The organism is Bacillus sp. FJAT-29790 (assembly GCF_019039215.1).
Classification (GTDB): domain Bacteria; phylum Bacillota; class Bacilli; order Bacillales; family Cytobacillaceae; genus Cytobacillus.
Genome location: NZ_JAHNZZ010000004.1, coordinates 1562 through 27417, shown reverse-complemented (window position 1 = coordinate 27417; position 25856 = coordinate 1562). Strand labels below are relative to the sequence as shown.

The window sequence follows — 25856 nt, the reverse complement described above, 5'->3', positions numbered from 1 at the left end:
CATCCTAATTAATAAAAGATTTTAGTTAATATATTTGCTGCCTTCCCTCACGCTTAAACTCGGGAGTGAGTTAGACTTAATAAATCTCTTTACAGAATCTGGATTTGTTTTGGAATACTCCCTTAGTGCCCAGCCAATTGCCTTTTGGATAAAAAACTCTTTACTCACTTTATTCTGTAAAATATAGCGGTAAAGGATCTCTTCATCTGTTCGCTCTTTGTATTTCAGCTGAAAAAGGATGGCCGTTCTGCTCAGCCACATATGATCTCCGTAAGCCCAGCCCCCTATCGATTCCCCGATAACCTCCGGATGGTTTGAAGCAATTGTCCCTACTGCTTTCGAAGCAAGCAAATCAACCGTGTCCCACCAAGATTTTGTGCTAACTAGCTTTTCCATTAGCGCAAGATGCTGCTTGTCCAATTTCTTTAAAGACCTTTCGATATAATCAAGCGCTGCGTATTGATACTCTCTTTCTTCCTTATCCCATAAGGCGAGTACGAAATCCTGATGGAAAGCCTCCTTTAAAATCCCGCTCTCCTGAAAAAACTGCTTCATGAGGTTCTTTCTTTCAGGAGACTTTATTCCGAGAAAAGGAAAATGGTTTTTCATGTAGTTTTCCATCGGAATAGCCTTTTCTTTATCACGATGCTGCTCAAATAATTCAGTGATTAAGTTTAGATTCATTTTTTTCTACTCCTTCTTTCATGTCAAAAAAGCATCACTGTCCTTATTGCAGTCATGCGTCTTATTTAAAATGGATCATTGGTGTAGTCATTTTTAATGTTATGCATATGTGATTCGATGTACACTCTTTTCTGACTCTGAAACATGCTTTGCACTTTCTTCTGGATCACAATTTCCGTGACCATTTTTTTTATTCCCATCAGTCGATCAGGAAGCCAAATCCAAGTAAAACGCCACAAAAGATGAGCACATACCCTATTAAATGCATCTCTCCTTCACCATAATATTACCATTTTATTCAAAATAAAGCTATTGATCTTTTTCCATAGTGGTTGTCTTCATTAAGACAAAATGATTTTGACTTAGACAATGAATCATAAGGGTGAAAGGTGTGCCCAACTAGTTTCTATTTCAGATCTATTGGAGGTAAAAAGACAGCCAAAGAGGCCGCCTTTTATTTTCCTTTAATTAAAAGCATCGGAAAGAACGAATTCTTCGCAGGTCCGTCCCGTAGTAAGCCCAGCGAAAGCCTCTCCAGCGCCAGCCAGCTACGGAGCTTCTTCCGACAAATGTCGGGTAGAACCAGAAGCTGCGGCCATTTTCGAGCCAGACAAAAGTATTACGGTACAAACAGCCCCTGATTGCCCCTGGATCTATTGCGAACATGGAGACCGATTGTTGCTGCAGCTGTGGGGTAAAGGATGGTGGCGGTGAAGACGGCGGACCTTCGACCCCGCTTGGCGGAAAACCTGGAGGACCTCCTAAAGGACTTCCTGAAGGCTGACCCGGTGGAAAACCTGGAGGACCTCCTAAAGGGCTTCCTGAAGGCTGACCCGGCGGAAAACCTGGAGGACCTCCTAAAGGGCTTCCTGAAGGCTGACCCGGCGGACCAAAACCTCCACCTGGGAAAACCCTCTCATCAAATATAGACCCCTCTCCATTTGAAGGGAATGAATACGGAAAATATCTAAAATCCATCGATTTTAATCTCCTCTCATTATGCAGTTCCATCTAATGCATGCCTGTCGCCTATTTTGGTGTTTGTTCTGACATTCGGGAAATTTCCGCTCGGATTTCGTTTTTCAAGCGGTCGACCAATTCAAAATCCATTGTGTTTATATAGATTTTTTCTAATTCAGCACGCTGGGCTTTTGCCTGTGCCAGATAGGAAATCGCCTCTTGCATTTTTGCTTTATACTGCTGACTGATCTCATGAATCTGTTCAGCAAAAATCTCATCCGTTCCCGGTGTAACGATGATTTCATACATATCGATAATTTCATCCCCGTCTCGATCCGGAAAATATTCATGAGGGCTGGTGCTATCAAATATCGCAAGGCCAAGTTCACGAATGATAAGCATATCAAGACTGTGAGGGTCAAACCCACAGTGATAAACCTCAAGATCAAATCCGCGTTTCTCCGCCTCAGCGGCTATTTTTTTCAGCATGGTTGATTTGCCTGAACCCGCTCGGCCTTTTATAAAATACCGCTTTGGAATCCCTTCTGTCAGATTGGGCACAAAATCCACCGCACCAACCGGAGTCGCGGCTCCTAAAAAACGATGCCGGATATCTGACTGTTTGTTCAGATTCATATTTCCGAAAAAAGTTTGTAAAAATTTGTTTGTTAATTGATCCGCCTTCCGAAAATCCATGTTTTCAATATAGATTTTTTCCCATATATCATGAATTTTCAGTGCGTCAGCCAGTTTGCTGTACGCAGTTTCAAACTTCTGGCTTATTTCCTGATTTAACTGTAGAATTTTCTCTTTTTCCTCGGAAAGCGCCTCAGAATCCCATGCCACACCAAGATTGACATATTCTTCAATCGCTCCTGGTGCCTTCGGTTCAATAACATGAGGGGCCGTACCATCAACGATCCCTACTTTTAGGGCGGGAATAATTATACCGTCAATTGATGCATTGTCAGAGGAACAGTGCAAGAATTCCAGGTCATATCCTTTATCCACCCATTCCGAGCCGATTGCTTTCATGAGTGAAGATTTCCCTGTTCCCGGGCCGCCTTTTAAAATGAATAAGCGTTCTAATCCTTGCAGGTTGGAATCGTACAAGCTGTAAAATCCGCGAGCCGTATTTCCGCCGGCAAAGTAATTTTTTATTTTCCCAGCCACTATTACACGTCCTTCCCGTTCATTGCCTGAATATGCTTTCACCTTTACCATATGCGCGAAAGAACCGTTGGGTGAAAGCCTAAACATAATAAAAAGGCTGTTTTCGCATATATTGTTGCTTTAGCCTACAAAGTTTACCCGTTGATTTACTAGATAAATTTCACATTATAAAAGCAACAAACTTTACGAAATTAGCCAATAAAAAAGAGTGATCGAATCATTGCGATTCATCACTCCAAATTGCCTTTTTTCTAAGATTTAATGATGTCCTTCAGTTTGGCTTGAATAACTTGCTTTAAACTCTCCGTCTCCATTTCAATCTGAACGCCGATTTTGCCGCCGCTTACGACAATTTTCTGCAAGTCAGAAGCTTGTGCATCAATAAATGAAGAATACTGTTTTTTCATTCCAATAGGCGAACAGCCGCCCCGGATGTAGCCTGTAAGCTTTTGAATATCCTTGACGGGAATCATCTCTATTTTCTTTTCGGCAGCTGCTTTTGCCGCTTTCTTTAAATCCAATTCATCTTCTACAGGAATGATGAACACATATACCTGTTTGCTATTTCCCTGGGCAACAAGTGTTTTATAAACCGCTTTAGGATCTTTATTTATTTTTTCTGCAACAGATATCCCATCAATTTTCCCATCAAGACTATTATAGGTGATTAATTCATAATCGACTTTTTTCGAATCAAGCATGCGCATTGCATTTGTTTTCCCTTGAGCCATGTCCTTACCCCTAACGAGATTTTCCTTTATTTTAACATTATTCAGCAGAAGTCTTCCACTTCAATAAGTAGCGAGATGAATGCAAACAGATATCCAATTCAGTGGGGGTTTAAGCCTAGGCTAAATAATGTTAGCCTCCCGCGGATGCCTCAGATTTTTTAAGGAATTTATCGAGCAAGCTAAGGTAAAAATCTGGGCGCAAATACGCAAAGGCGAATTTGTTTATTTCTGTTAAAGCGAGTGGTAGTTTTCATTGCTTTTCGCATAATTGATGTGCACTCATAAGCAAATTATTTTGCAATCAATTATTAGGAAAAGTCCACGATTTTTTTGGAAAAAAGTGGCCTTCCCTCTCCCTTTCCATAAGATATTAAAAGGAGGAGGAAAACGAATGAAACCAACTTACCAAGACGCACTTGCTTATTACGGTGTTGGTGGAGCGCATCCGGGTGGCCTTACTTTAACAAAGAAAGTCTTAAGCCGGGAACACATTCATCAGGGCATGAAAATCCTTGATGCCGGATGCGGAACTGGCCTAACATCCGTTTTTTTGAAGAAAACGTACCAGTGCCAAGTTACCGCCCTTGATCATAACCCTATTATGGTGGATAGAGCTAAACAAAGGTTTATGAAAGAACACCTTCCAATTACGATTTTAAAAGGAAGCATTGAAAAATTGCCATTTCCAGACCATTCGTTTGACATGGTGATTGCGGAATCTGTGACAGCTTTCACTCGGATTGAACACACAATGAAGGAATATTATCGTGTACTAAAGCCCGGTGGAATTTTGCTTAATATGGATATGACAGCCGAGCATCCATTAACACCAAACGAAATACAACAGATCATCGCAGTATATGGTGTGCCAAAAGTATTGACGGAAGAGGAATGGCTAAGCCATTTCATAAAATCCGGCTTTCACTCAACGAAAATCATTGTCGCCAAATCGGTTCATTCACAGCTGTCAGGTTCATCATCATTCGAGGAACCTGAAATAGAGAACAATGAATACCACCCTCTCATGGCAGAAAAAATACTAGAACATCAAAAGCTTCTTGCCAAGTTTCAAAAAAAACTAGGCTACCGGGTTTTTCGAGCGATTCGTTAGCCGAAGAATGGGGAACCTTATTATCATTCTCTTAAGGCTTTCAAAATGGCTTTTACTTCCTTTTGGTTTATCCAATTAATAAGAGCCTCCAGCAATAATCGGGGGCTCTGATTTACATAATTATAAGAAAGCACTAGTAAGTCAAATTCGTCTTGGCGTATTTGCGCCCAGATTTTTATCGTGCTTGCTCGATAATGCCATAAAATTCCCCACGCTTAACCATTCAACCCTTTTTAAGGATAAAATGTATATTTCTCTATAATTTCAGTTGAAAATATACCTATATACGCTAAACTAAAAATTAGGATAAAAGAAATAAAGCTTTTATCTAAATAAGGAATGATTTGGATTGATGACGAACAGTTCTTCACAAAAAGAATTGGCAAGCTTTATTGGCAAACTATTACGTGATAGCTTTGGAAAAGGTCCAGAATCCATTTTTGTTACAATTGAGAAGTCTGTTATTTCAATTTATTTAAGATCCTTTATGACTCCAGCTGAAAAAATTTTAATTGACCAAAATCAAGAAGAAATTTTTCGGCAAACAAGAGATGTCATCATGAGGACCCTTTTCCCGGAGATAAAGGCTTTTGTTAAGGCTGTAACGGAAATTAATATCGGTGAATTTTACTATGACTGGGGATTACATAATAGATCCGGAATACTTGTTGGGATAAGTGCCAATTTAAATGAAAAAGATCTTTGGCTAACTGACCAATATGAAGGAAAAGAACAAATCCATCTAGAAATTAGCAATATTAGTCAAAAAGTTGAAAAAGCCAAGCCAACAATTTACTCTTGTCAATTAAATACTAGAACACTGTTAATCATCCGGAACGATATTTTAGTTACAATTGAAAAAGAATTAATTAAACAGGGATATCAAGAAATATTACAGAATACAAAAAGAAACTTAGAAAAGAAATACTTACATAACAATAACCACTTTGAAGCCATTCTTAAGACTAAAGTGGACGATATATTTGTTGATTGGAATTTTAATAAAAATAAGAGTGCTATCATCTTTACAATGAAGCCCTACAACATAATTGGCGGAAATGAACTAAACAATTAGAGTTGGACATAAGCCAAATAAGAAGAAATGGGCTTCTTATTTGGCTTTTTGTTTTGGAGATAAAACTATTTTTCGCAAAATTAATTACTAGTATGAGGGGCTTTTAAGAATGATGGATAAAATCGATTTAGGAAACCCATTATTAGTCCATGCTTTGGATCATGCTGCGATTGGGATGGCCATTGTCGGGGTTGACGGGAAACTATTAAAAGTGAATCATTATTTATGCAATAGCCTTGGATATGAGAAACAGGAATTACTAGAACTGACCTTTCAAGAAATCACGCACCCAGATGATTTAGAAAAGGATTTATACCATTTCCACCTCTTGTTAGAAAGAAAAATAAACTCATACCATATCGAAAAGCGTTACATTCATAAAGACAAACATGAAATCTGGGTCTCCTTAAGTGTTTCTTTAGTAAAGAATGAACAAGATGAACCTCTGTTCATTGTCAGCCAGGTACAAGATATTACAAAAGAAAAACTAACTGAAAAAAAGCTTCGAGAAAAAGAGGACAGATATCAACGCTTAGTTGAGGAATCCCCTGATGGGGTAATCATTATAAGAGATGGGAAATGCTTTTTTATTAATGAAACAGGGGTTGAGCTCCTTGGTGCAGAAAATAAACAAAGTATAATTGGGAGACCTATATATGACTTCGTTCACCCAAGGGATCTTAAACGATTTAAGCAGATTGATATTCGTGGCGAATCAGCCGGGCCTTTTGTAAAAAGGTTTATCCGCATGGATGGGAAAGTCATCGATGTCGAATTGAAGACAATGCCTACAATTTATCAGGATCAGACCGCGACCCATGTTATTATGAGGGACATTAGTGAAAGAAAACAAGCACAAGAACTGATTATTAATTCAGAAAAACTGAAGGTAGCTGGACAGCTAGCCGCGGGTATTGCACATGAAGTAAGAAATCCGCTCACCGCGATCAAAGGATTTTTTCAAATGATGCAAGGTGATTTAAAGGGCAACAAAATGTACTTTGACGTTATCGCCTCAGAAATCAACCGGATTGAGACGATTCTTAATGAATTATTAGTCCTTGCCAAACCGCAAGAAGCTAAATTTGAACGAAAAAGCCTTGAAATGATCTTAAATCATGTCATCACTTTATTAGAAACGCAAACGAATCTAAATAGTATCGAAATCGTTAAAAATATCGAATCGAACTTGCCACTGATTGAATGCGATGAAAACCAGCTAAAGCAAGTGTTTATCAACTTTTTAAAAAATGCAATCGAAGCAATGTCACAAGGTGGAAAAATAACCATTGATGTTCGGAAGCAAAATGCAGACTCGATCGTCATCCGGATTGTCGATCAAGGATCTGGTATTCCGGAACATTTATTAAATCGGATCGGCGAGCCCTTCTTCACAACAAAAGAAAAGGGAACAGGTTTAGGCCTGATGATTTCTAAAAATATTATTGAGGAGCATCAAGGGAAGATCAATATCAATAGCTCCGCGAATGGAACGAATGTAGAGATTCTTTTACCATTTTCATAGTTTCTAAGAAGCATCCTTCAATGATCTTGCATGCAAGCATTTGTTTATTGTATTGTTAAGCCATGTACCTTTTTACATCTAATCATGCAGAATCTGATCTCACATAAGGGATGTGTTTAATTTGCGAATTAATAAATTTATAAGCGAGTCTGGAAAAACATCCAGGCGCGGTGCAGATAAATTAATCAGTGAAGGAAGAGTAACGATAAATGGATCCATTGCGAAAATTGGAAGCCAAGTCAATCCAGGGGACGATGTTCGAGTAAGCGGAGATCCCATTAGGGTTGCAAGAAACAATGTCTATCTTGCCTTAAATAAACCAGTAGGCATTACGAGCACGACGGAAAAAAGTGTAAAAGGAAATATTGTTGATTTAGTGAACCATCCTTTGCGCGTTTTTCATATCGGCCGGCTTGATAAAGATTCAGAGGGCTTAATCCTCCTTACGAACGATGGAGATATTGTAAATGAAATTTTACGCTCCGAGAATAAACACGAAAAGGAATATATCGTTTCCGTCGACAAACCTATCACCCCCTCCTTCTTAAAACAGATGGAAGAAGGAGTAAGAATTCTTGGTACAAAGACGCTTCCTTGTAAGCTAGAGCAACTATCAAAATTTGATTTTCGAATCATTTTGACACAAGGATTAAATCGGCAAATTCGCCGCATGTGTGAAGTGCTCGGATACGAAGTTTACAGATTGCAGCGCATTCGCATCATGAATATCCATTTAAATAATTTGCCGGTCGGACAATGGAGAGACTTAACAAAGAAAGAACGCAATCAACTATTCGCAGAGCTAAACTATGAACCAAAGGAATGGTAATGACCCATGCAGACTAAGCTTCTTTCTATTCCAAGATAATTTTGACTAACAGAAAATTAAGGTGTTGACTTTTCCCTCAAAAGGGAATAGTATGAATATACAAATTTAATAAGCGAATCTCTTATTGAGAGTGGCGGAGGGACTGGCCCTGTGAAGCCCGGCAACCATTCATGTTTTAACAAACATGAAAAGGTGCTAAATCCTGCAAAATACAAATTGTATTTTGACAAATAAGAGAGGTATATACTTTTTAAGTATATTAATGCCTCTCATTTTGAGAGGCATTTTTGTTTTCTTGGGATTTGCGAAAATCGATTAAAAAAGGAGAGATAGGAAGCTGGAAATATCAATACTTCCAATTCCGACAAAAGAGGTAAATATACTATGAAAAGGGGAAAAAACATGAAAAAGTGGTTATTAGCAAGTTTATTTATTTTCGTTTTATCAGCTCTTACAGCTTGTGGAAGCAGTAATGAAACGAGCGGTTCCAAAGATGAAAAAGCAGAAGGTTTATTAAATGACGGCAAGCTAGTCGTTGGGGTAACAGCGGGTCCTCACGAACAAATTCTTGAAAAAGTAAAAGAGCTTGGAGCAAAAGAAGGTTTACCGATTGAAATTAAGCCATTCACTGACTATGTCATGCCAAATGTCGCTTTATCTGAAAAAGAAATCGACATTAATAGTTTCCAAACTGAGCCTTACTTTGATCATATGAATGAAGAGCGTAAATTGGGTCTTATTAAAGTAGCAGATACAGTAACATTCCCAATGGGCATTTATTCTCTAGATGTAAAGGAAATTAAAGACCTTAAAAAAGGAGCGAAAATCGGCTTGCCTAGTGATCCGACTAACAACGCTCGTGCACTGATGCTTTTTGAAAAAGCGGGATTAATTAAGTTAAAAGAAGGTACTGAATTAAATTCAACGTTAAAAGATATCGAAGAAAACAGCAATGACTATAAATTTATTGAGCTTGATTCTGCACAAATTGCCCGTCAGCTTGATGAGCTTGATGCCGCAGCGATTAATACTAACTTCGCAATGGAGTATGGCTTTGTGCCATCTAAAGATGCAATTTTTATCGAGTCAAAGGATTCACCGTTTGCAAACCTGATTGCTGTAAGAATTGAAAACAAAGATGATGAAGCTGTTCAGAAATTTATTGATTTATATCATTCAGAAGAAGTGAAGAAATTCGTTGAGGAAGCATTCGAAAATTCTGTTATTCCTTCTTGGTAAGAAAGCTGGAAATGAGAGGAGTTTTACAAATGATTGAACTAGTGGGAATCTCAAAAACTTTTACAGGTAAAAAAGGTTCGATTCACGCTTTGAAGGATGTATCCCTATCAGTAAAAAAAGGTGAGATTTATGGTGTGATCGGGTATAGCGGCGCTGGAAAAAGCACCCTTATCCGCTGTGTAAACCTTTTAGAAAAGCCTGATACTGGATCTGTAAAAGTGAAGGATGTAGATTTAACGAAACTTTCAACTGGAAAACTCCGTGAAGCCAGAGGAAACATCGGGATGATTTTTCAAGGCTTTAATCTATTAAAAACGGCTACTGTATATGAAAACATCGCTCTTCCACTAAAGCTAACTGGCTTAAGCAAGCAGACAGTCGAGGAACGTGTTATAAAATATTTAAAAATTGTTGGCCTGGAGGAAAAGCATCATGCCTACCCCTCCGAACTGTCAGGCGGACAAAAGCAAAGAGTAGCTATTGCCCGCGCATTAGCTCATGAACCAGAAGTTCTTCTAAGTGATGAAGCAACAAGTGCGCTTGATCCTGATACAACAGAAGCGATTCTTGATTTATTATTAAAAATTAACAAGGAGCTTGGGATTACCATTCTACTCATTACCCATGAAATGAATGTCATTCAACGAATTTGTGACCGCGTCGCTGTCATGGAAAATGGAGAAGTGATTGAAGAGGGAGAAACGAAAGCCCTTTTCACTTCACCAAAGCATCCAACGACAAAGAGATTTGTTAGCAGTCTATTTTCACATAAAATCCCTGATGAAATCCTGACTAGCTTAAATGCAACAGGCCAAGTAGCCACCCTTTCCTTCTTTGGAGAATCGTCAGGCGAGCCGGCTCTTGCTTTAGTAAGTAAACAGTTTAATATTTATCCGAATATCTTATCGGGCAGCATTACTCAATTAAAGGAAGAATCATTTGGGCAGCTTGTCGTCCATTTGAAAGGCGATCAAGATGAGATTGAAAAGGCTGTACAATTTTTGGAACAGCGTCAGGTGCACGTGGAAGGAGTGAAGATCAGTGACAGCAAGAATCAAAGAGTTTCTTGACCTCTGGGGCAGTGATGTTTGGCAAGCGATTATCCAAACCTTTCAGATGGTAGGCATGTCTCTAGGCGTTTCGATATTGATCGGCCTTCCATTAGGAATCATGCTCGTTCTAACCAGGCCTGGGAAAGCATTAGATAATAAGTTTGTTTTTTCCCTATTAAATGTCATTATTAACATCATTCGTTCAATCCCGTTTATTATCTTGTTGTTTTTCATCCTTCCCTTTACAAAAATGATTGTTGGAACATCGATTGGTGTAAAAGGGGTAATCGTTCCGTTAGTTGTATATACCGCCCCTTATATTGCCAGATTAATGGAAACGGCTCTGTTAGAAGTAGACCGCGGAGTGATTGAAGCTTACGAGGCGATGGGTATTAAAACAAGGCATATCATTTGGCATGTGCTTGTAAGAGAATCCCGTTCATCCATTGTTCTTGGCTTAACCATTGCTACGATCGGACTGATTGGCGCAACAGCGATGGCAGGACTTGTCGGCGGAGGCGGACTCGGCGACCTTGCTTACCGCTTTGGCCATCTTCGATATGAAGTAGATGTCATGTATGTAACAGTCATCTTACTCATCATCCTCGTCCAAGGCCTACAATCAGCTGGTAACCGCTTGTCCGCTCGGTTAAAGAAAGATTAGGCTGTATCATAAGATAGATTCCTTATATTCAAAGGCTCAGCGGTTTGAACGCTGAGCCTTTGTTTTTTTTATCTTACAAAGTTGAATCCACTAACTTCTTCATAAACAGTTTTCATTAAACGCTATATTTCGCCATTCATTAATGATATTGGTTTACTCTACAATTAATAATCCCTTAAAAGAGACTGAACCCAATTCAAATTCATATGTTCCACGATTGGGTTTATTTATGATAAATAAATTGTCGCCTTCACTTAAGTCAGCGTCAATGCCTAGATCACTTGAAATAAGCTTTAGGCCATCTGCAAGATTTGGCCCCACATGAATAATGACTTTCATAACCGTACCTTCTGAAAAAATCGTGGTTTTAGGGCTAAATCCGGAAGCAGTCACATCAATCGTTGCTTCCTGAAGATCATTCTCTTCGTCAAGAATCGCATACTGTGTTTGCGGCTGACCAATTTGAGCAGTGCTTAAATGATTTTTATTCAAAAAAGTGAAGAATGCTAACGTAATAATGCTGATAGATAGTGTAAGTGTAACGATGGTTTCAAATTTCTGCACCTTAGGTTTTCCTGTCATTTTCTTAGATGTTTTTTTACTCATTTCACCTAACTGTCTATCAATCACCTGTTGCAATAAAAACATGACAATAACAAATGTTATATCAGTTATGAGTACAATTTTATTCGATAGAAAAAGTATGAAACCAAAAATCGAACCTGCCATTGCTCCTAACCATCCAGCTAACACACTGTTTATTAAGACAACCAAGCTGAATCGTTTTCCCATGAAATAACCGATACAGCTCGCAAAAACGGCCGCAATAAATAAAGACAACTTTAGATTATGTTCAAAGGTTTGTGCAGATACAATCCCCATAGCGGCACTTGCAAGTAAGCAAACCGCCATAGAGATGGTCATACCAGCAGATTCCTTCAACTTGTCCGATCGTTGAGAATTATAAATAATTTGATAAGTAGTAATTAGTAGTATCACGATCATACTGCCGTAATTGAACAGCACAACAAACACCTCCCCATCCAATCAAATCTTACAATTTAGAAGCAAATTCCCAATCAGGATAGACGTATGCATCTTTTGGAGCTTCGATGGGTTCAATCGTTTTTACTTCAATTTTCATAACTGATTTGTCATTATACATCGTTTTCCCAATCGTGCCTGTCACAATCACCCATGTATCGTCAGCGTATTCACTCGCAAAAGGAAATTCAGAAATGATTCCGAAAGGGGCAACATCTGCAATACAGTGGGTCATAACTAGTCTGTTCAAAATAAACTGCGACTGATCCATACCTGGCTCACGATAGATAAATCCTTTCATTTGAATTTTTTTCCCGACAAAATTATCAGAAAAGGTATCTAATGATAGAATTTTCTCCATGAACCATTCTTCCTTCAATTCGATTACATCTTGCTTAAATAGCTTTATCCCTAGCTTCGCGTAATCTCGATTATACTTATCAGTTTTAAACATTTCCTTAAGGACTGGATCTTCATTTCCATCTACTTGAACGAGTTCTCCAGATTGCTTACCGAATGAACCTCCACCTAGATTAATTCCTTTCTTATCGACTAAGGAACTAGATAATGCTGAATTCGGAAGGCAAAAACCTAGCAGAAGCGGAAATAGAAATAATCCATATATGATGATATTTTTTCCAATACTTCGGGATGGCTCATGGCTATGACCATGATCATGCCCACAATCACAAACAATCAAAGGCCGTTTAATCGAACAAAAGGCAATATAATATTGAAATCCCGTAACAACTAACAATCCTGCTGCAGCCAATTCAGCATAAATTTTAAGTTCCGGTGATATATAGTAAAGGATGTCACCAGTTACCAATAGATAAACAATTAATATGAAAAAACTAAGCAAAATCGAAGCCCTTAAAAAATTGTGTACGACAGTGGAATCGATTTTTTTCATTGTTCAGTGCCCCCAATCCAATTCGATAGCTATTCCCTACAAGATGAACCACTCAAGAAGCAATGCGCCTACCAAAACAAAGAAAAACACTAATGAGCTGAGTAAAACTACAAATCTAGGTTTGAAAACAGCCAACATCATTAAAATTCCTTTTAAATTGATCATCGGGCCAAATACCATAAAGACAACGAGTGAACTTTTAGAAAAGGTACTCGTGAAAGACTGTGCGACAAAGGCATCTGAAGTTGAACAAAGAGACAGGATAAAGCCTAGGCCCATCATTAATAAATTAGAGCTTACCTGACCTTGTCCGAGAGAGAACAATGTACTTTGAGCAACGACCGTTTGCAACAGTCCGACGAGCATCGCACCAAACACCAAATATTTCCCCATCTCAAAAAACTCACTTGTTGCATGGCCCATGACTTCAATTATTTTGCTAGGGCGTTTACTAGAGTGCCCCGTATGATTATGAAGGTGTGCTGAATGATCATGATGGTGCTCTGAATGCTTGAATTTCTCTTTATTCTTATTAACAATCGATTGTTTGATTTCCTCACCGTCTCTTAACTGATTCGCTTTCACAAACCGATAGACAATAAGACCAACAACAAGTGCTACTAAAAAGGCAAGTCCCATTCGGGAATACGTAATTTCTGGACGATTTCGAAAAGCAGTCCACGTTGACCAGAATACGATTGGGTTTAATATTGGGCCAACTAGAATAAACGTGACAGCAGCATATAATGGCATGCCTTTTTTAATTAACTTTCGAATAGCTGGCACCATCCCACATTCACAAATGGGAAAAATAATTCCAATGACGCTTGCCGTAATAATACCCAAAACGGGATTTTTCGGGATCATCCTCTTAATCGTTTGTTCAGAAACAAAAACTTGCAGCAATGCAGAGATAAACACACCGATTAATATAAAGGGCATTGCTTCTAAAATAATACTGATGAAGATCGTTTTAAAAATTTGGAGCATCGGATTATTCAAGATCGATCCGGGCTCATTCGTTGAAAAGAAATATAAGAGAAAAATAAAGGATAGACATAAGAGCGCAAGGAAGCTGCTATTCCATTGTGTCGATATTTTTTGCTGAGTGGTATGTTTCAAGAAGCTTCCCCCTACTTTCTGCTTTTTTCAGAGCATCATACCCTTCATGTTTAAAAGTAAAAGGCATGTTAATTATGCATATAATACACGTTCTACCAACCAAATAGCGCCCAAAACGAGAGTCATTATTGATCCGATAAAGACTGCTCTCCTAGAATACTTCCAGCGATGTAATAGTCCAACGAGAGGCAATAGGACAATAACAATCGCAAGCTGAACAGTTTCAATACCAATGTTAAAACTAACTAAATCTACAGCTAGCTCACTCTTCGGGATGTCCATCTCTTTTAAAATATCAGCAAATCCCATCCCATGTACCAATCCGAATACAAAGGTCAGAATCCAGCGATGGGATACTTCTTTTCGAATCAGATTATCAATCGCTACATAACAAATACTAAGCGCAATCAGAGGCTCAACAATTTTAGGAGAGAGGTCAATCCAGCCCAATACCGTTAGAGTTAAAGTTAAGCTATGTGCAATAGTGAAGGATGTAATGACTGCAGCATATTGTTTGAATGTTTGTCGTGCAATTAGCAATGAAAATAGAAATAACAAATGATCAAAACCTTCAAGAATATGATTCATCCCCAGTTTAAAGAAGGAAAGCCAGCCAGAAGTTGAGTTTTCCATATCTTGTGCTGTCTTTTCTAACTCATTTGTTTCCATTTTTGGCTGGGCTAGGTCATCTTGCTTTAAACCTGCATAATCTTCTTCAGTGAGCTGCATAGCCCAAGTCCGATGATTGCCAGATATTGCTGCCGTGCTTGTTTGCGAACCATAATGAATGGTAAGTAGGTTAGCGTAATTCGTTTTTGTATCGCCTAAATACAGGTGATCTTTCAAAGAAATCGATTGAGATTCAGATACTGGAGAGTAAATGACACTTAAAATAAGTTTCGAATCATTGCCTTTTCGATCCAGTATGATACTTTCTATACTTATCCACGATTTCTCTTCCCCATTTATCTTCAACATGATGTTTTCTTTGATTATCTCTATCAATCGATCCTTAACAGCATCAAATTCTTCTTGTTCTAGCATTCCATTATGATTAAGATCACCATTCGTTAACTCAATGACAGACAGTTCATCAAGCGTATAAATCATCTTAGTATACGATTTAGTAAGGTTTAACGTTGTGTAACTAGCACTGTAAGGATGCGCATCAACGAATTGCATTGCCGGAAATAATAAAACGAATAACATGATCGCAATACTTATAGTAAAACGCTTCTTGGATTGCAGCCTAAATATGACGGCTCCCTCCTCATTGACAATAGGAATGCCATTCTTACGAATGGCATCCTTTGTTTGTTTAAACTTAATCAATTATTTTTTCTTCTTTGAATCTTGGTTCACGATCTTTTGATCAAGAACAACATATTTACCGAAATAACCAATCTCAGCCACCATTTTTCCACTTACAATCTTTCCTTCGATCGGCTCATATTCAAGCTTTCCTTCATCAGAAATTTTGTAAAGCGTAGCTAATTTTGGATTTGTAATTGGATCAACCTCTAATTCCATCATAAACGGATGATTGAATTTAGTTAGACTCACGCTCTTCCCATTTTTTGTTGTGATGGATAGTGCGAAATCGTAAATTTTACTCATTTGCTTAATTTTCGTCTGAGAAATAGCCTCCATGTTGGAAATAAGATCCTTTTCCTCAGATGTGGATAGCTGCTTCATTTGCAATGAAATCGTACTATCTTTTAATTCCTTTGTTAGGAGCTTGCTTGTAATATCCTTCAGCAATTTCAAAGGTACGTTCATTGTAATATCATCTGTCTTCACTTCAAAGTCATTCTTTCCAAGAAGATCGACCGTATTATATGGCAATATAATTTCCGACGTATGATTAGGAACTTGTACGGAAACCTTTCCTTTATTGCCTTTTGTTAACTGATCAGGCGTAATCGTAACAGAAATCATTTCCTCTTTGTCCTCTGGAATACCAGGACCTTCATCGACAACATCTGCCGTTTTCTGCATTAACTTTGTATTACCAACGCGAACTTGCGGACCAGATGCCGTTTTAGCCGTGTAACCAACTACTTCAAGCGTCTCTCCAACTTTAAGTTTCGGGATTGGGCCACTTTGGTTAATGATATAACCGTCAACAAAGACTAACACATCACCGCTACCGTCATTAATGATATAAGAAGGAGAATCAGCTTCAGCTTGACTATTATCCTTCACTTTACCAGCTACCTTAATCAATTGGCCTTGGTTACTATCGCTCGTTGCCTCTTTCGTCGTCATCGTTTTAGGCTGGAGCGGTTCACCTGAGCTAACTTTCACTACACTCTCGTTAAAATTGCCAAACTCAACTTCTAAGTTATTTTCGAATGTTTTAATATGACCGTAAACCCTTACGATGTCACCTTCTTGTAAGGAATTGTCTGGTACTTCGTTAAATGCCATGATTCCTCCTGTTTCATCTTGCACATAGAAGGCATCAAAGAAAACACCTGCTGCACTCGTAACTTTCCCTTGAACGACTACATCCTTGTCTTCAGGTAAATGGCGAGCGTCACCAATTTGGGTTACTTTTGTTACTTCTCGTTCGGCTAACCAATTCACAATATTAAGCGCGAATGGCACATTCCCTTTCGGCTCGAAAGATTGATCCATTTGCTTATCATTGAAGATGTTCATAGCTGTTACAAAAATTCGCCCTTTACCAACCAGTTCAGCAGCTGCTAGCGGGATACTTGTACCACCTGTCACTTCATTTCCAGGTTGAGCGCCAGCTTTGTAGCTGTTGTAAATAGCCGTATCCGGTTTAATGTTATCTTGGAACGTCGTTTCGTTCCCGCGGACAAGAATCGTTACATTGGCATCTTCATCTGTAAGTGGAATTTTATTTCCATTTCCATCATTTTGCGCTAAGCTTGCTCCGCTGTAATAATCTAGTTTCGTAACAAAGTCTAGACGATAGTCATTCAGCATCGCTTTCGGATGAGCCCTAACTGAGAAATTCGAAGTTAATGGATTGGACCAAAAGTTTCCGCTCTTCGATTCATCAAAAACACCATCATTATTAATTAAAATGCTCGAACCGATACCATCTAACAAGCTATTCGGACTTTGGTTCACTTTATAGTTGCTTTTTCCTGTTAAAAGGATGGAACCACCTGTATGAACAAAATCACTAATAACCTTAATTTCGCTGGCACTGTAATCCGTTGCTGGATGGGTAATTACTAAAACTTTCACATCTTTTAATATCTCTGCGGTAATCGTTCCGACGTTTTCCACCACTGTGTACGCTTCTTGTCGCATCTTAGTGGTTAATTCCTTCATATTATCTTTATACGTGCCTGCATCAGTTGACGAATTCTCATTTTTATGTGAAGCGTCAAGCATGACTTTAATATTGAGAGCTTCTTTCACTTTAAAAGGTTTTACATACTGATTTTCGCCAAGATTATTTCCGTCTTTCGCTTCGAGAACGACAATTATATTGTGTTCACCTGCAACCGGATTTGCCCATGTCATATTTACTGAAGTTGACGAATTAGCAGCAAGCGTTTCAATTGATGCATCTCCAATGAAATGTGCTTGGTCCACACTGTCATAATAAAAATGTGCTACCAAGTTGCCTACATTTTTCACTCCGAGGTTAGAGATGCCTGCTTTCAATTTCGCAGGGGAGTTCGCGATGATCGCTCCTTCAACTGTCTCTAAATTGCTTACCTTTACGGACAATTCCTCTTCTGGTGACCAGATAGGGGCAGAATAAGCTCTGTCTCCATTATCAAGTGTTACGCGAACGACATACCATTGTTGTCCGCCTACTACATTAATCGGTTCTGGCTTCCAATCAAGTTCTTTTGAATTAGGAGTAATTGATTTTACAACTGTTGCGCCATTCGTTACGATCTCTACTTGGGAAATAGTTCTGTTTGGCGATGTTCCTTTAATGTCAAAATTCAGCTGTTTCGTGTCTGTCGTAGATCCCATATAGAATCCGCTTGCCAGAACATCCATTGTGAAATCCTTATCTTCAGTAAAATAAACCCTCATTTTTTTCATGGCATCAAGCAAGGAATCTTGAGAAAGATCATTTGCTACGATTACCGTTCTTTTGTTCGTTTTACCCCATGTAGCGTCATGGTTGTCTTCGCCGTATGTTGGCGCAACATGCCATCCTAAATCAAGTGCGTTGAAAAATTTATTCTCCGTATTCACATATGAATATTTACCCGAACCATTTCCTACTTCCAGCATTGTGAAAAGTTTGTCGAGATTTTTGTCATACGGAATAAAGTTATCAAACGCATCTTTCGACATGGCTGGGTGATTGAACTGTGCAACAATGTCGTCATAAGTTAAAACCCATGCATAATAATCCTTTAAATTCTGGTAAATACCACCACTTTGTTTACGATCGATAAAGTTTTCAGTTCCAAAAACATTTGAGTGTCCCCATGTAGTGGAAGTCATTTCGAATGCTGGAAAAACAACAAACTCATCGTTTTTTGTATAATCTTTTGCTAATTTTTTTGTTAATTGCCAATCTTCCCCACCTTTACGTTCCTGCATGCCATTGTGATCAACAGAATCTTGACCGACTAATTCAGCATCAATGTCGTGGGAATGATCAGAGAATGCAAACCAATCATACTCATGTTCAATCGCCGCTTTGAGCGCATCCTCAGGCTCACCTACAGCATCATGAGAAATCCTCGTATGGTTATGTGTAGTACCAAGATAATGATGTCCACCCTTAAATCTTTCCATTACTTCAAAAGACCAAGTATAAGTTGAGAGGTTCCCAAGCTTGTCTGCAGCCTCAACAATAACCGTATGAGAGCCCATATTCAGATCATCATTTGGAGTTAGAGCAAGCTTAATTTCGCTGTCTGTAATAACCGCTTTTTTCGTTAAATCTGATCCATCAATTTTAATCGTTACTTTTGAAGTATCAACACCATATGGATCGGACATTTTCACAGAAATGACCGGGTGTTGTGTTTCGATCTTCCCTTGAGGCTGTTCATCATAAAAAGACGGTCCTGTCTGTTTAGTTACAACTACAACATCAAAAGGCTTTTCAGAAGTTCCAACGAATTTCGTTTTACTGCCTGATTGGGCTTCAATGTAGTATTGGAAGTTTTCAGGAACATCTTTCTCCAAAATTTTTCCGTTGAAGCTAAACCCATCTTTAATCATATCAATCGACTGATACTCTGTTTTTTGAATGTCTCTGTAATAAAGAGTAACTGAATCAGCATATTTTGCGATTGCCGTGAAAGAAACGTCCATTCCTGGATAGGTTTCCGTTATTGGCTCATGACTTAAAGTTAACTCTCCCTTTATGTCATCGGAAGTTCTTAACGTCAAATAATAGCCGTTCGTGTAAGGAGCAACGGATTTCGATTGACCTACAATTCCTACAAATGTATAGGTATCACTAACCTCAAGAGCACTTTTTACATCAATACCAGTCATGCCTAGAATTTTGACAACTGCTGTGTTTTCACCATCTGCAACAGTGATATTTAGGTCAGTACCATTGGAAGGGATATTGCTTACTTGACCCGTAAAAGAAACAAGCTTCCCTTCAAGAGGTTCAGCTGTGTCATAGCTTCCTAAATCTGCAATATTAATTTCCTCTGGGCTAAGCACATTTCCAGTTTCAATGTTTACCATGCTTTCCAGAACTAATTGCGTAAATCCCTTATTAAAGGCTACATGTCCGGTAACTTTTAACTTTTGACCCTCTTTAATTGAAAAAGACGACTCTTTCGTACTAATGACATTGATTCCGCCTGTAGAATCTTGGATAAAAAAGCTCGTTTTATCCGTTCCTAGTTTAACAGCCGTCACAATACCTTCGATCGTAGCTTTGTTCCCAAGAGTGGTTGGAATTCCATTATCATCATTTATACGTATATCAGAAATATTTTTTGCACCTAAGTCAATGTTTCCAGGCTCCGATTGATAAGAAGAGTTTCTTGGAAATGGACTTGCTGCAGCAAAATCTTCTAAGTTGCTATTAGAACTAAATCCATTCCCGTCTCCTAAAACACTCGGATCTAACCCTGTATTTGTTTTACGCGCGAATGTTCTTGATGCAGGTAAAACTGCTGGTTTACCTAAAGAATCAGAAGCGGTCCCGTAACCGACAAAATCAACAACGCTTGGATCTGCACTGCCGGTAATACTGTTTGCTTTTTGGTTTGATAGTGCGATTTTTCCGCCTGTTGTCGCACTAAAATTGAAAGATCCTGAACCTGCAGATTTATCATCTGGTGTTGGCAAAGGTTTTCCATTTGCTGGCTCTACAGGTGGGTTTGCGTTCGAACCTGCTTGTATTAGATAATAACCTCTTGCTTTAATAACGCCTGTTAAAGCGATTTTTTGTGAATAAGCTGAAGTCGCACCTGCCGCAGCGTATTGAAGCGACCAATCCTTTAAATCAACATCTGCATCAGTGGGATTATAAAGCTCCACAAATTTATAAAGATATTCATTCGGCCCACTGCCACCATATCCATAAACCTGACTGATAACAACATGATCAGCCACACTACTCTGCGGTAAAGCCTCAGCCGCTTCTGCTTTAGGCAAATTAGCCATCAAGCTTGGTGGCATTACAAGAGTAAACAACATGAGCACCGTCAAGGCAATGTTGAACCACTTCTTATGCTTACGAATAAAATTATGCATCTAACGCGTACACCCCTTTAAGGCTCTATTAGTGATTAATATTGATAAATGAAGATCAGTGGAGCTATAGTCCTTCCGAGATTCTTTTTTGCGGAGCAAGGCAACTGACTTCAATCGCAGCTTTGTTTTCCTTCGACTTGAGTTACTTTGTGCTGCATTAAGAAGAGCTGAACAATACTTTCATGATTATGATTTATCATAGGAGCATTGTTTTTTCCGCTTCACGGAAGGTAAATCGAACCCGCATGTCTATCAACAATATTGTTTAACAAGCCTAACTTAAAATAATTGACGATAAATGGAAAAGCTAGTAAACTAGAAATAAATGTTACTTTTGAAAAAAAGTAATTCCCTCTATCAAATCATCTTTAGAAATCTCAGATAGGCTTATATACGCATCAACCCCTTTACTTGTACGAAAAATCCAATATGATAGAAAATAACGCTATGTCGATTCGTTCTAACTATTGTAAACGCTTCAAAAGCTAAGAATGCCATTCACTCTTACTAGTTAAATTGATAATTTGTTAATTTGAAATTATTTCCTAAAATAAGTTGAGGTATATATGTGGAAATCTTGAAAGAACTTAGCAATTGCTTGATGTGAGTGAAACTATTTATTAGCTATTTCCTACTCTTTTTCATTCCTATTTTAGTATAGTAGGATATTATTAAAACTGTTTTAAGGAACCATATACTATATTAAGAAATTATTAATTTTGTGTAATCATACATTTTTCCCAAATTCATCACTTTTGTAATAAAATAACTAGAAAGTGTTTACATAGGGTATAAAAAAAACAATCCCCCAGCTCTTGTATGAGAGCCGAGGGATTGGTGTATACCATTACCTACCTTCTATAAGAAGCTGAATCTACATTTGTTTTATGCGGGCATTTAACTTATTATGGGGGCCATTATGAGTCAATATCAATTAATAAGCAGCTATAAAGAAAATGTGAAATATAAGGAAAGTTTTAATGAATTAGCTAAAATAGTCTTTCAATTGGATTTTTCGGACTGGTATGAAAGAGGATGCTGGGATGAAAATTATATTTGCTATTCATACGTCGATAAAGATCAAGTGATTGCTAATGCTTCAATTAATAAAATGGGCGTTGTTCTTGGCGGGGAAGAATATAAAGCCATTCAAATCGGGACTGTGATGACACATCCCAACTATCGCAACAAAGGTTTGTCTGGAAATTTAATGAATCATATTATTCAAAAGTATGAAAAGGAATATGATTTTCTCTATTTATTTGCAAATCAAACAGTTTTAAACTTTTATCCTAAGTTCGGTTTTAAAAGTATACAAGAAAGTAATTTTTCATTAAAATCATCGGAATTATTTAAACAACATAGGAAATCATATCCTCCTATGCGTCTATTAAATACTCTGGACTCCGCTGATTTTAATATTATGGAAAGATTGGCGAAGGAAAGAATCCCTGTTTCATCGATAGTAGGCGTAACAAACAATCAGCACCTGTTAATGTTTTACTTTATCCTCGTGTTTAATGATGCCATTTATTATATCGAGGATGAGGATACGATCATCATCTTTAAACATGAAGACAAGCATCTTCATCTATTTGATATAATCGGCAAAAATAGGGTTGATATCGACGCAATCCTTTCCAGGATAAGCGCCGATGAAACGGAAACAATAAGTTTCTATTTCACACCTGATTTCAAAAGCAATGACATTCATACCGAATTAATAAAAGAAAATGATGCAACGCTGTTTGTTCGTCCCCTATTAAAAGAGCTGCCAAAACATTTCTTACTCCCTCTTACATCACACGCATAATATTTCATATAAAAGACCCCAGCATTCTTTACGAATGGATGGGGTCTTTTAATACATCCAGTGCCTTCCTCCTTTTCCTCATAAATTGACGAGGACAAAGTGCCGATATTTCGAAATTATTTATTATTTTAAAAAAATGAATATATATTTAATAGATCACCCAATTGTTACTACTTTTGCTAATTAATGCGGATTATCCCCCTATTTTACTAAAAATTTTTGACAACACAAAACTATAAAAGGTATTATAATATAATTAAGGAGGTTGTTATATGGCGGATTCAAATAAGCAGAAAATTGTGGAAAGTGTCCCGCAAATGGGATTTTTCGGGCACCCTAAAGGATTATTCACTCTTTTCTTTACTGAATTTTGGGAGCGCTTCTCTTATTATGGAATGAGGGCAATCCTTGTATACTATATGTACTATGAAGTCTCAAAAGGCGGATTGGGGCTGGATCAAAGCACTGCTCTTGCAATCATGTCTATTTATGGCTCTTTAGTATATATGTCTGGAATTATTGGAGGCTGGTTAGCTGATAGGCTCTTCGGAACATCAAAAGCCGTATTTTACGGTGGAATATTGATTATGTTTGGTCATATTGCTTTAGCTATTCCTGGAAGTATAACCATGTTCTTTATATCCATGATATTGATTGTGCTTGGTACGGGATTGCTGAAACCAAACGTTTCTAGTGTTGTCGGTGAAATTTACAGTGAAGAAGACGGCCGTCGTGATGCCGGATTCAGTATTTTTTATATGGGGATTAACCTTGGTGGATTCCTTGCCCCATTAATTGTCGGAACTGTTGGAATGAAATATAATTTCCACTTAGGTTTCGGTATTGCCGCTGTCGGTATGTTTTTAGGATTAATGGTTTTTATTTTTACAAAGAAAAAAAATCTTGGTCTTGCTGGTACATTTGTAGCAAACCCGCTATCACCAACTGAGAGGAAAAAAGTATTCACTAGGTTTGGATTGGGGGCAGCTCTTATTGCAGCCCTATGTGCTATTGCGATTCCAAATGGACTTCTAACATTTAATAACTTTATTGCCCTTGTGGGGATATTTGGGTTCTTAATTCCAACTGCCTATTTTATTATGATGTATCGCAGTCCGAAAACAACGGAAGTGGAGCGTTCACGTATTATCGCCTATATTCCGCTATTTATTGCTGCTGTTATGTTCTGGTCAATTCAAGAGCAAGGTTCAACCATTCTTGCAGCTTATGCGGATACTCGCACACAGTTAAACTTTGCAGGTATTAAAATTTCACCAGCTTGGTTCCAATCATTAAACCCGCTATTTATTATTGTTTTAGCACCTGTATTTGCCTGGTTATGGGTAAAGTTAGGGAAACGCCAGCCATCTGTACCACAAAAGTTTTCGTTAGGATTATTGTTCGCTGGCTTATCATTCCTTGTTATTCTTTTACCAGCATACTTTGGCGGTACCACTTCATTGGTCAATCCATTATGGCTTGTCCTTAGTTATTTCATTGCCGTCCTTGGCGAATTATGCCTATCGCCTGTAGGACTTTCAGCTACAACTAAATTAGCGCCTGCTGCCTTCTCAGCACAAACGATGAGCCTATGGTTCTTATCAAATGCTGCTGCCCAGGCACTTAATGCGCAAATCGTTAAATTTTACACACCTGAAACTGAAATGGCTTACTTTGGAATAATTGGCGGAATATCGATCGTTCTTGGTATTTTCCTATTCATAATCGCGCCAAAAATCCAAATCTTTATGAAAGGTGTTCGGTAATACTTAGGAATTAAATAAAGCTGTACTATAGGCTTAAAATACAAAAAGGATACCGTATATCAACGGTATCCTTTATTTGTTACTTAAATCATCATTCCGTGCAATCCACCTAATAATGTAAAGATAATAAGATGATCTCCAATAGCAATCATAAATGACTTTTTATTTATTAGTCCAAATAATGTGTTTTTCAAATAGACAAGTGCAATGATAATTCCAACCATGAAACCTACTGCCAAACCTTCTAAAATACCATCAGATCCAGTTGCTTGGACAATTATGGCCATTATAAATGAACTTATAAATGCGACGATAACTGAAACGATATACTTGAATGGCCCGCTGTCTTGATTATCCTTTTTCTTAGATAGCAATATCGAATAATATATCGCTCCATAAATCATATATAACAATCCGCCAGTGATAATAGCGATGTAATTAAATTCATTCAAATCAAATAACATGTATAATCCTCCTGCTCTATTTAGATTCAATTACCAAAGCAATCGCCTTGATTCTGCAATCAAGATTTAACGTTCCACTCACCTGCTGAATATGAACAATTTAGATTGAATTCTCCTAATCACTCTAATGAGAGCCCCGGATAAGCTCACTTGGCCCATTCCTTAATTCATAATAATGCGCCTAATATAGACAGTATAGCACTAGGACAGTGGAGAAATAAATCTTAACATATAAGTAAAAAAGGCATTTATTACTTTTGATAATAAAAAAACGAATTAATAATGTTTAATTTAGATAAGTGAGATAAAGTTTATTGTGCGGAATAAAAAGTGGAAATAAAATATTAATCTTGAGGAAATCTTTTAATAAATTAATAGTGGGAATAGATGAGTAAAATCCTTCAAAGCTTATAAATATATCAATTATTGAGGAGGAGAATATGAATAAAGCCTAATGGAGCATGAATAATAAATGATGGCTCAGGACGGAATCGAACCGCCGACACAAGGATTTTCAGTCCTTTGCTCTACCGACTGAGCTACTGAGCCATATAAAATGTTATTTCCTAAATTTTGATTGAGGTCATACTGTGCTTCAAAGTCCTTCGGTCTTTGTCGCAGATTGCTACAACTTGCTATTCGAGGAGGTAATGCGCTGGACTGCAAGCTTTTAAAATCAGCTACTGAGCCACTATGTAAATAAAAATGGCGGTCCGGACGGGACTCGAACCCGCGACCTCCTGCGTGACAGGCAGGCATTCTAACCAACTGAACTACCGGACCTAAGTTTTTTCAAGTTTGCTTGAAAATAACTTACATTAGTTGCGGGGACAGGATTTGAACCTGCGACCTTCGGGTTATGAGCCCGACGAGCTACCGTACTGCTCCACCCCGCGATAATAATAATTTATTAAGTTTTCTCATGCTTTTATTATGCGTAAGACCGCCCCAATTTCGGAAAGTCTATTCAAGTAGCTGCTCAATCGGTGCGCTGAAGATGATTCTTT

Annotated in this window: 19 protein-coding genes, 3 tRNA genes and 1 riboswitch; of the genes, 9 read left to right on the top strand and 13 right to left on the bottom strand. The window is 38.0% G+C overall.

Annotation, left to right across the window (positions count from 1 at the left end; translation table 11 throughout):
- Positions 1-21: 21 nt before the first annotated feature.
- From BGM26_RS18840 to ybaK, 4 genes are all read right to left on the bottom strand, one after another.
- Positions 22-684, bottom strand: a complete 663-nt coding sequence (locus tag BGM26_RS18840; RefSeq protein ID WP_217041823.1) for a DNA alkylation repair protein — start codon at positions 682-684, stop codon at positions 22-24.
- A gap of 468 nt (positions 685-1152) precedes the next feature.
- Positions 1153-1662 (bottom strand): hypothetical protein, encoded by a 510-nt coding sequence (locus tag BGM26_RS18835; protein WP_217041822.1) that lies wholly within the window; start codon positions 1660-1662, stop codon positions 1153-1155.
- 51 nt (positions 1663-1713) lie between these two features.
- Entirely contained in the window at positions 1714-2817 is a 1104-nt protein-coding gene (locus BGM26_RS18830; protein WP_217041821.1) for a PRK06851 family protein, read from the bottom strand.
- Positions 2818-3068: 251 nt separating this feature from the next.
- Positions 3069-3548: a Cys-tRNA(Pro) deacylase gene (ybaK, locus tag BGM26_RS18825; protein WP_217041820.1), complete on the bottom strand. Its 480-nt coding sequence runs from the start codon at positions 3546-3548 to the stop codon at positions 3069-3071.
- Between the two features lie 391 nt (positions 3549-3939).
- Here ybaK and BGM26_RS18820 point away from each other — a divergent pair, with 391 nt between their 5' ends.
- The 7 genes from BGM26_RS18820 (at position 3940) to BGM26_RS18790 (ending at position 11043) form a co-directional block, all read left to right on the top strand.
- Positions 3940-4659: a class I SAM-dependent methyltransferase gene (locus BGM26_RS18820; RefSeq protein WP_217041819.1), complete on the top strand. Its 720-nt coding sequence runs from the start codon at positions 3940-3942 to the stop codon at positions 4657-4659.
- Between the two features lie 352 nt (positions 4660-5011).
- On the top strand, positions 5012-5734 hold the full coding sequence (locus BGM26_RS18815; RefSeq protein WP_217042041.1) for a Na-translocating system protein MpsC family protein: 723 nt from the start codon (positions 5012-5014) through the stop codon (positions 5732-5734).
- 109 nt (positions 5735-5843) lie between these two features.
- Complete coding sequence (locus BGM26_RS18810) at positions 5844-7259, top strand: PAS domain-containing sensor histidine kinase (RefSeq protein WP_217041818.1); 1416 nt, start codon at positions 5844-5846, stop codon at positions 7257-7259.
- A 112-nt stretch (positions 7260-7371) separates the two neighbouring features.
- Positions 7372-8088, top strand: a complete 717-nt coding sequence (rluF, locus tag BGM26_RS18805) for a 23S rRNA pseudouridine(2604) synthase RluF (RefSeq protein ID WP_217041817.1) — start codon at positions 7372-7374, stop codon at positions 8086-8088.
- 118 nt (positions 8089-8206) lie between these two features.
- A riboswitch (SAM riboswitch) is annotated at positions 8207-8325 on the top strand.
- Positions 8326-8490: 165 nt separating this feature from the next.
- Positions 8491-9327 (top strand): MetQ/NlpA family ABC transporter substrate-binding protein, encoded by an 837-nt coding sequence (locus tag BGM26_RS18800; RefSeq protein ID WP_217041816.1) that lies wholly within the window; start codon positions 8491-8493, stop codon positions 9325-9327.
- Positions 9328-9356: 29 nt separating this feature from the next.
- Positions 9357-10397, top strand: a complete 1041-nt coding sequence (locus BGM26_RS18795; RefSeq protein ID WP_217041815.1) for a methionine ABC transporter ATP-binding protein — start codon at positions 9357-9359, stop codon at positions 10395-10397.
- Entirely contained in the window at positions 10369-11043 is a 675-nt protein-coding gene (locus tag BGM26_RS18790; protein ID WP_367949365.1) for a methionine ABC transporter permease, read from the top strand. The genes BGM26_RS18795 and BGM26_RS18790 overlap by 29 nt, the downstream gene beginning before the upstream one ends.
- Positions 11044-11196: 153 nt before the next feature.
- Here BGM26_RS18790 and BGM26_RS18785 read toward each other — a convergent pair whose 3' ends face one another.
- From BGM26_RS18785 to BGM26_RS18765, 5 genes are all read right to left on the bottom strand, one after another.
- Positions 11197-12069 (bottom strand): cupredoxin domain-containing protein, encoded by an 873-nt coding sequence (locus BGM26_RS18785; protein ID WP_217041814.1) that lies wholly within the window; start codon positions 12067-12069, stop codon positions 11197-11199.
- Positions 12070-12097: 28 nt separating this feature from the next.
- Positions 12098-13000, bottom strand: coding sequence for a TIGR03943 family putative permease subunit (locus BGM26_RS18780; RefSeq protein WP_217041813.1), 903 nt, complete (start codon positions 12998-13000; stop codon positions 12098-12100).
- Positions 13001-13036: 36 nt separating this feature from the next.
- Positions 13037-14122 carry a permease gene (locus tag BGM26_RS18775; RefSeq protein ID WP_254119753.1) on the bottom strand — a complete coding sequence of 362 codons (1086 nt, stop codon included), beginning with the start codon at positions 14120-14122 and terminating at the stop codon, positions 13037-13039.
- Positions 14123-14194: 72 nt separating this feature from the next.
- Positions 14195-15454, bottom strand: coding sequence for a HupE/UreJ family protein (locus BGM26_RS18770; RefSeq protein WP_217041812.1), 1260 nt, complete (start codon positions 15452-15454; stop codon positions 14195-14197).
- Complete coding sequence (locus tag BGM26_RS18765) at positions 15455-20806, bottom strand: CehA/McbA family metallohydrolase (RefSeq protein ID WP_217041811.1); 5352 nt, start codon at positions 20804-20806, stop codon at positions 15455-15457.
- A 919-nt stretch (positions 20807-21725) separates the two neighbouring features.
- Between BGM26_RS18765 and BGM26_RS18760 the strand changes: the two genes are divergently transcribed.
- Positions 21726-22619, top strand: a complete 894-nt coding sequence (locus BGM26_RS18760) for a GNAT family N-acetyltransferase (RefSeq protein WP_217041810.1) — start codon at positions 21726-21728, stop codon at positions 22617-22619.
- A 272-nt stretch (positions 22620-22891) separates the two neighbouring features.
- On the top strand, positions 22892-24385 hold the full coding sequence (locus tag BGM26_RS18755; protein ID WP_217041809.1) for a peptide MFS transporter: 1494 nt from the start codon (positions 22892-22894) through the stop codon (positions 24383-24385).
- 83 nt (positions 24386-24468) lie between these two features.
- On the opposite strand, the gene BGM26_RS18750 is transcribed toward BGM26_RS18755, so the two are convergent.
- The 4 genes from BGM26_RS18750 to BGM26_RS18735 all read right to left on the bottom strand — a co-directional run bounded on the left by BGM26_RS18750 (position 24469) and on the right by BGM26_RS18735 (position 25745).
- On the bottom strand, positions 24469-24849 hold the full coding sequence (locus BGM26_RS18750; RefSeq protein ID WP_217041808.1) for a DUF1761 domain-containing protein: 381 nt from the start codon (positions 24847-24849) through the stop codon (positions 24469-24471).
- A gap of 476 nt (positions 24850-25325) precedes the next feature.
- Positions 25326-25398: transfer RNA gene (locus BGM26_RS18745), tRNA-Phe, on the bottom strand.
- A gap of 157 nt (positions 25399-25555) precedes the next feature.
- Positions 25556-25632: transfer RNA gene (locus tag BGM26_RS18740), tRNA-Asp, on the bottom strand.
- A 39-nt stretch (positions 25633-25671) separates the two neighbouring features.
- Positions 25672-25745 (bottom strand) — tRNA-Met (locus BGM26_RS18735).
- Positions 25746-25856 lie beyond the last annotated feature (111 nt).